A 6,338-nucleotide genomic window follows, 5' to 3' on the forward strand; every position below is an offset into this window, starting at 1 on the left:
ACCGGATGAGGGTCGGCGCGACAAGGGGCATAGTCTGGTCGGACGTCGTGTTGACGCACGCGACCCCTGAGCACTGCCGACAAGGAGCTGTCTGTGACCGTCGCACCCGAGGGACGACGCATGCTGCGGGTCGAGGCCCGCAACAGCGAGACCCCGATCGAGCGCAAGCCGTCCTGGATCCGCACCACCGCCAAGATGGGCCCGGAGTACACCGCGCTCAACGGCCTGGTGAAGGGTCAGGGCCTGCACACGGTGTGTCAGGAGGCGGGCTGTCCCAACATCTTCGAGTGCTGGGAGGACCGCGAGGCGACCTTCCTCATCGGCGGCGAGCAGTGCACGCGGCGCTGTGACTTCTGCCAGATCGACACCGGCAGGCCGGCCGACTTCGACGCCGACGAGCCGCGCCGGGTCGCCGAGTCGGTGCGTGAGATGGAGCTGCGCTACGCGACGATCACCGGGGTGGCCCGCGACGACCTCGACGACGGCGGCGCGTGGCTGTATGCGGAGACCATCCGCCAGGTGCACGCCCTCAGCGAGGGCACCGGCGTAGAGATCCTCATCCCCGACTTCAACGGCGTGCCCGAGCTGGTCGGCCAGGTCATCGACGCCCAGCCTGAGGTGTTCGCGCACAACGTGGAGACGGTGCCGCGCATCTTCAAGCGCATCCGCCCGGCGTTCCGCTACGAGCGCTCCCTCGACGTCATCACGATGGGCCGCGACGCCGGTCTGGTGACCAAGTCCAACCTCATCCTGGGCATGGGCGAGGAGGACCACGAGATCGAGCAGGCGCTGCGCGACCTGCACGAGGCCGGCACGGACCTGCTCACGATCACGCAGTACCTGCGCCCCTCCCCCCGGCACCACCCGGTGGAGCGCTGGGTGAAGCCCGAGGAGTTCGTGCACTGGAGCGACCGCGCCACCGAGATCGGCTACAAGGGCGTCATGGCCGGTCCGCTGGTGCGCAGCTCCTACCGTGCAGGGCGGCTCTGGGCGCAGGCGATGCTGCGCAGCGGGCGGACGATCCCCGCGCACCTGCAGCACCTGGCCGAGAAGGCCGAGTCCCCGGCGCGGCAGGAGGCCGCGTCATTGGTGGCCCGCGCCGCCGCCAACGTATCCTGACGGGCATGGCTCGCAGCACTTCGACATCCGGCTCCTCCGCAGCGTCCCCCGGCACGGGAGGTCGTCGGCGGTTCGGGCGTCGCCGGCCGAAGGACCCCAACAAGCCGGGTCGCTTCGCGCAGATGAAGTCGGTCTACACCATGACCCGCAAGCAGGACCCTGCTTCGGTCTGGTGGATGGCCCTGGCGTTCTTCGGCGTCCTGCTGCTGGCCCTGGTCATCGGCATCTGGCTCGACCAGGTCATCTACGTGCTGATCATCGGCCTGCCGCTCGCCTTCCTCGCCGCCACGGTCGTGCTGAGCCGGCGCGCCGAGAACGCAGCCTTCGCCCAGATCGAGGGCCAGCCCGGCGCGACCGCGGCGGTGCTCGGCTCGCTGCGCCGCGGCTGGTTCTTCGACCAGGAGCCCGTCGCCGCCGAGATGGGCGGCAAGGCCCGTGGCATGCGCGACCTGCACAACGCTGCGATGGTCTTCCGGGCGGTCGGCCGGCCCGGGGTGGTGCTCATCAACGAGGGTCCGAAGGGTCCTGCCCAGCGGCTGTCCGAGTCGGAGAAGCGACGCACCCTGCGCGCCACCGGCGAGGCTGTGCCGGTGCATGTCATGCGGGTGGGCAAGGGCGAGGGCGAGGTGCCGCTGCAGCAGCTCACCCGCCGCATGAAGAAGCTGGACAAGAAGATCAGCAAGGACGAGGCCATCGCCGTGCAGCGCCGGCTCAAGGCCATCGGCAACACCAAGCCCCCGATGCCCGCGGGTGTCGACCCTCGCAAGGCCCGGGTCGACCGTCGCGCCATGCGCGGCCGCTGAGCCACCATGGACACATCACCCTCGGCCCCACCTACCGAGTCGGTCCCCTGACTCCGTCAGCCGCGATCCGGTCCTCCGCACCGGCTCACTCGGTCATCTGACCCCGTCGGCTGCACCGGGTTCGCCGCCTGGCGATGCCTGGATGGTCCTCTCCCCGACGCTGCGCCTCTGCCCCGGCATCGGGGGCAGCTGCCCCCGATGCCGGGGCAGCTGTGCAGTGCCGACGAAGGGCCCCCGTGCGGGGAGGCTCGGCCGGCCAGCAGGGTCCTGTCGGCACACGACAGTGGCGGCGGGTCAGCGTGAGCGGACGATGACGGTGCGGGCGGCCTTGTCGTGCAGACCCCGGTTGTCGTTGTCCGGGACGAGCGCGGGCAGCACCAGGCACAGCAGCACCGTGCGGATGGTGCCAGCGGCGAAGCCGGGCGGGCCCGCCAGGGGCGAGAGCTCCGCGGGCCGCAGACGGTGCACCGCCAGACCCATCACGCGGTGCCCGATGGTGGTGCCCACCGTGCTCACGAGCAGCACGTTCTCGACGGCGAAGATGGCCAGCGGCACGAAGGCCGCCCAGCCCCCCGCCCCCCACTCGACCCCGAACACGGCGAAGGCGATGAGCTGGCAGAGCAGCCAGTCGATGAGCACGGCGACGAACCGTCTGCCGAACGTGGCGACCGAGCCCGAGCCGCCGTCCGGGAGGCCGAGACGGTCGCCGGGGTATGACGTGTCCTGGCTCACACGGTGAGGGTAGCCTCACGTAACACTGACGAAACACCCGGGTGATGGTGGAGAAACGGACGCTGCCTAGGCTCGGTGCGAGAGGCCACCCCGCTGGCCCTACTGCCACTCTCAGGAGGATTGATGTTCAGCAGTGCAGAAGAGGTGCTCGCCTTTATCAAGGACGAGGACGTCAAGTTCGTCGATGTGCGTTTCTGTGACCTGCCCGGCGTGATGCAGCACTTCAACGTGCCGGCCGACACCTTCGACCAGGAGGCCTTCGACACCGGTCAGATGTTCGACGGGTCCTCCATCCGTGGCTTCCAGGCGATCCACGAGTCCGACATGAAGCTCATCCCGGACCCGCGCACTGCATACCTGGACCCCTTCCGGACGCAGAAGACGCTCATCATGAACTTCTCCATCGTCGACCCCTTCACCGACGAGCCCTACGAGCGTGACCCGCGTCAGATCGCAGCCCGCGCGGAGGAGTACCTGCGCTCCACCGGGATCGCGGACACCGCGTTCTTCGGTGCTGAGGCGGAGTTCTACGTCTTCGACGACGTCCGGTTCTCCACCTCGGCCAGCGGCGGCTACTACCACATCGACTCCGTGGAGGCGGCCTGGAACACCGGCCGCGCCGAGGAGGGCGGCAACCGTGGCTACAAGACCCGCTACAAGGGCGGCTACTTCCCCGTGCCGCCGGTCGACCACATGGCCGACCTGCGCGACCAGATGGTCACCAACCTTGGTGAGGTCGGCCTGCAGGTCGAGCGTGCGCACCACGAGGTCGGCACCGCAGGCCAGCAGGAGATCAACTACAGGTTCAACACCCTGCTGCAGTCCGGCGACGACGTGATGAAGTTCAAGTACGTCATCAAGAACACCGCCTGGGCCGGCGGCAAGACCGCGACCTTCATGCCCAAGCCGATCTTCGGCGACAACGGCTCCGGCATGCACACCCACCAGTCCCTGTGGAAGGACGGCGAGCCCCTCTTCTACGACGAGTCCGGCTACGGCGGCCTGTCCGACGTGGCGCGGTGGTACATCGGCGGCCTGCTCAAGCACGCCCCCTCGCTGCTGGCCTTCACCAACCCGACGATGAACTCCTACCACCGCCTGGTGCCCGGGTTCGAGGCGCCGGTCAACCTGGTCTACTCGGCCCGCAACCGCTCCGCCTGCGTGCGCATCCCGATCACTGGGGCGTCGGCGAAGGCCAAGCGCGTCGAGTTCCGCGTGCCTGACCCCTCGTCCAACCCGTACCTGTGCTTCGCGGCGCAGCTCATGGCGGGCCTGGACGGCATCAAGAACCGCATCGAGCCCCCGGAGCCGGTGGACAAGGACCTCTACGAGCTGCCCCCGGCCGAGCTGGAGAACATCGACCAGGTGCCGGCCTCGCTACCGGCCGTCCTCGACTCCCTCGAGGCCGACCACGCCTACCTCACCGAGGGCGACGTGTTCACCGAGGACCTCATCGCGGCCTGGATCGACTACAAGCGCAAGAACGAGATCGACCCGATCCGCCTGCGCCCGCACCCGCACGAGTTCGAGCTCTACTTCGACATCTGATCGGGACAGCGGCTTGACCTGGGCATACGCGCAGGGCTAGCCGGATGTGCGCACAATCGGTGCACAAGAGACCTCCCGGGCTGCCATGGCTCTGCCGACGGCGGCTCGGGAGGTCTCGTCCTTGCTGGGAGCATGTGGCCGTAGACGTTGAGGGTGGTGGTCGCGTTGGCGTGCCGCATCCGGGCCTGTACCACCGTGACGTCCAGCCCTTCGGAGATGAGCAGCGAGGCGTAGTAGTGGCGCAGGTCGTGGAACCGGAACCGGGGGTCCAGGCCCGGGACGTGCTCCCGCGCTGTGCCGGGCAGACGATGCCGGGCCCGTCATGCCTCAGGCTGTGTTGTCGAGGATGAGCCGGACTGCGTCATCTGGTGCGTCCCACTGGGGAAAGTGTCCGCACCGCTCGAACCAGTGCAACACCGCGTCCGGGAAGGCCGCTTCGGCGCGCGAGGCCTGTCGGGGCAGGGTCACCAGGTCGCGGCGACCCCAGCCGATGGTGGCCCGACCAGGCAGGGTGCCGGCTGGGGCCCCTGCCTGCTTGGGCCCCTTCGTCAAAGCGTCCATGGCGGGGCCGGTGGCCGGCGCCTCTGCCAGCCCGCGCAGGTCCGGCAGCACAGTGTCGGCGGAGAGTGCCCAGGGCCGGGCGGAGAACTGCGCGAGTAGTGCTGTTCGCGTGACCGGATTGCCCAGCATCGTGGGCAGCACCGCGTGCAGCGCCCTGACGAGCTTGATGGAGGGCCGCAGCGTGGCGCCGAAGACGGCCAGTTCGCGATCGTTCCAGAAGCCGCCCGGGTCCAGGGCGACGGTGTCTCCGCCGACCCCGCGGCGGGCGAGCTCGAGCACTATCCGGCCGCCCATGGACTGGCCGGCGGTGGAGACCGTGCCGAGCCCCTGCTCGTGGATGAAGTCCGCGACCGCGTCGGTCAGGGTCGCGACCGAGACCTCGCCGGTCAGCGGTGGGGTCTCGCCGAAGCCGGGCAGGTCGACCGCGATGACCTCGCGTCGGGCAGCCAGTCGGTCGAGGATCGGGGTCCACGACTGCAAACCCGCGCCAAGACCGTGTATGAGCAACAAAGGGCTGCCGCTGCCGCGCCGAACGTGATTCAACACCATGGGTCGAATGTTATGGGCCGTGATCCTCTGCCACGACCGTCGGTTCGGCTCGGCGTGCGGTTTCCGCAGGAACGGGTACGCGCACGCGTCGAGGTCATCGAAGCCGAACCCACCGACGTCGTCGACCGACTGCACGTCGGAGACCTCCAGGCTGGCCTGAGAGGACCTGGCGGCGCGTCACGTTCTGCGTCGCGTGCCGCGGCCGTCATGACGAGGCTGGTGAAGAACCTCCCCCGACTCGGCGTACGGAGACGCCTCCGGAAGCAACACATCCCTTAGTTGGTGCTGTCGACCAGGGTGGCGTAGGCGACGATGTTGTCGCGGTAGCCCACGGTGCCGCCGTCCCATTCGCCGCCGCAGGTGATCAACCGTAGTTCCCGCCCGGTGGAGGCGTAGATCTCCACGGTGGGGAGGTCGTCCTTGGGGTAGTGGGCTACGCGGTCGACGCGGAAGACGGCTGTCGTGCCGTCCTGCCTGTCGATGAGTATCTCGGCGCCTTCGGGCACGCCGGTGAGGTCGAAGAACACGGCCGGGCCTTCGTGGGAGTCGACGTGGCCGGCCATGACGGCGGCGCCCAGGTCACCGGGGGCAGTCCCCCACGAGAACCACCCGACCAGGTCAGGGTCCTCGGGCACCTCGAGGACTCCGTCAGCGTCCAGCCCCAGGTGCAGCAGGGTGGTGTCGACATCGATGGAGGGCACACGCAGCCGGACGGGAGCGGCGGCGCTCTCACGGGAGGTGCGGGCCTCGCCCGACACGGAGTCGCGGTTGAGCACAGGTTCCGAAGAGCCGCCGCCTCGGGTGTCCCCAGGCGAGGCGTCGGGCGCTACGGCCGTCAAGGGCGCCTGTGGGGGTGGTGGTTGCTGAGTCGCTGCGGCCACCCCGATGAGGCTCAGGCCGAGGACGAACAGGACCGTGGCGGTCACGGGCGCCAGGAGACGCCGGTGACCGCCACGGGTGCGGTGCTTCCCGGACGGGCCGCCGCCCTGGACCCCTGGCGCCTTCATAGGCGCAGGGTCCGGGACG

At 69.4% G+C, this 6,338-nt stretch carries 7 protein-coding genes; 3 read left to right on the forward strand and 4 right to left on the reverse strand.

Going from position 1 to position 6,338, the window contains the following annotated elements; all coding sequences use genetic code 11:
* The first annotated feature begins 93 nt into the window (after positions 1-93).
* Together lipA and LVO85_RS14580 are read left to right on the forward strand one after the other, a co-directional pair.
* Positions 94-1,119, forward strand: a complete 1,026-nt coding sequence (gene lipA, locus LVO85_RS14575; RefSeq protein ID WP_232748220.1) for a lipoyl synthase — start codon at positions 94-96, stop codon at positions 1,117-1,119.
* A gap of 5 nt (positions 1,120-1,124) precedes the next feature.
* Positions 1,125-1,922 carry a DUF4191 domain-containing protein gene (locus LVO85_RS14580; RefSeq protein ID WP_232748221.1) on the forward strand — a complete coding sequence of 266 codons (798 nt, stop codon included), beginning with the start codon at positions 1,125-1,127 and terminating at the stop codon, positions 1,920-1,922.
* A 294-nt stretch (positions 1,923-2,216) separates the two neighbouring features.
* Here LVO85_RS14580 and LVO85_RS14585 read toward each other — a convergent pair whose 3' ends face one another.
* On the reverse strand, positions 2,217-2,654 hold the full coding sequence (locus LVO85_RS14585; RefSeq protein WP_232748222.1) for an RDD family protein: 438 nt from the start codon (positions 2,652-2,654) through the stop codon (positions 2,217-2,219).
* A gap of 123 nt (positions 2,655-2,777) precedes the next feature.
* Between LVO85_RS14585 and glnA the strand changes: the two genes are divergently transcribed.
* Positions 2,778-4,202: a type I glutamate--ammonia ligase gene (gene glnA, locus LVO85_RS14590; protein WP_232748223.1), complete on the forward strand. Its 1,425-nt coding sequence runs from the start codon at positions 2,778-2,780 to the stop codon at positions 4,200-4,202.
* On the opposite strand, the gene LVO85_RS14595 is transcribed toward glnA, so the two are convergent.
* The 3 genes from LVO85_RS14595 to LVO85_RS14605 all read right to left on the reverse strand — a co-directional run bounded on the left by LVO85_RS14595 (position 4,187) and on the right by LVO85_RS14605 (position 6,238).
* Positions 4,187-4,507 (reverse strand): tyrosine-type recombinase/integrase, encoded by a 321-nt coding sequence (locus LVO85_RS14595; protein ID WP_332875447.1) that lies wholly within the window; start codon positions 4,505-4,507, stop codon positions 4,187-4,189. The genes glnA and LVO85_RS14595 overlap by 16 nt on opposite strands.
* Positions 4,508-4,529: 22 nt before the next feature.
* Positions 4,530-5,447, reverse strand: a complete 918-nt coding sequence (locus LVO85_RS14600; protein ID WP_232748224.1) for an alpha/beta fold hydrolase — start codon at positions 5,445-5,447, stop codon at positions 4,530-4,532.
* Between the two features lie 140 nt (positions 5,448-5,587).
* Complete coding sequence (locus LVO85_RS14605; RefSeq protein ID WP_232748225.1) at positions 5,588-6,238, reverse strand: class F sortase; 651 nt, start codon at positions 6,236-6,238, stop codon at positions 5,588-5,590.
* Positions 6,239-6,338: the final 100 nt, after the last annotated feature.

This window comes from Ornithinimicrobium sediminis (assembly GCF_021272345.1).
In the GTDB taxonomy this organism is placed as follows: Bacteria; Actinomycetota; Actinomycetes; order Actinomycetales; family Dermatophilaceae; genus Ornithinicoccus; species Ornithinicoccus sediminis_B.

What these genes read in the sequence shown, in the direction of transcription:
- LVO85_RS14580 (WP_232748221.1), top strand. Translation starts at nt 1,125, where the DNA reads ATGGCTCGCAGCACTTCGACATCCGGCTCCTCCGCAGCGTCCCCCGGC.
- glnA (WP_232748223.1), top strand. Translation starts at nt 2,778, where the DNA reads ATGTTCAGCAGTGCAGAAGAGGTGCTCGCCTTTATCAAGGACGAGGAC.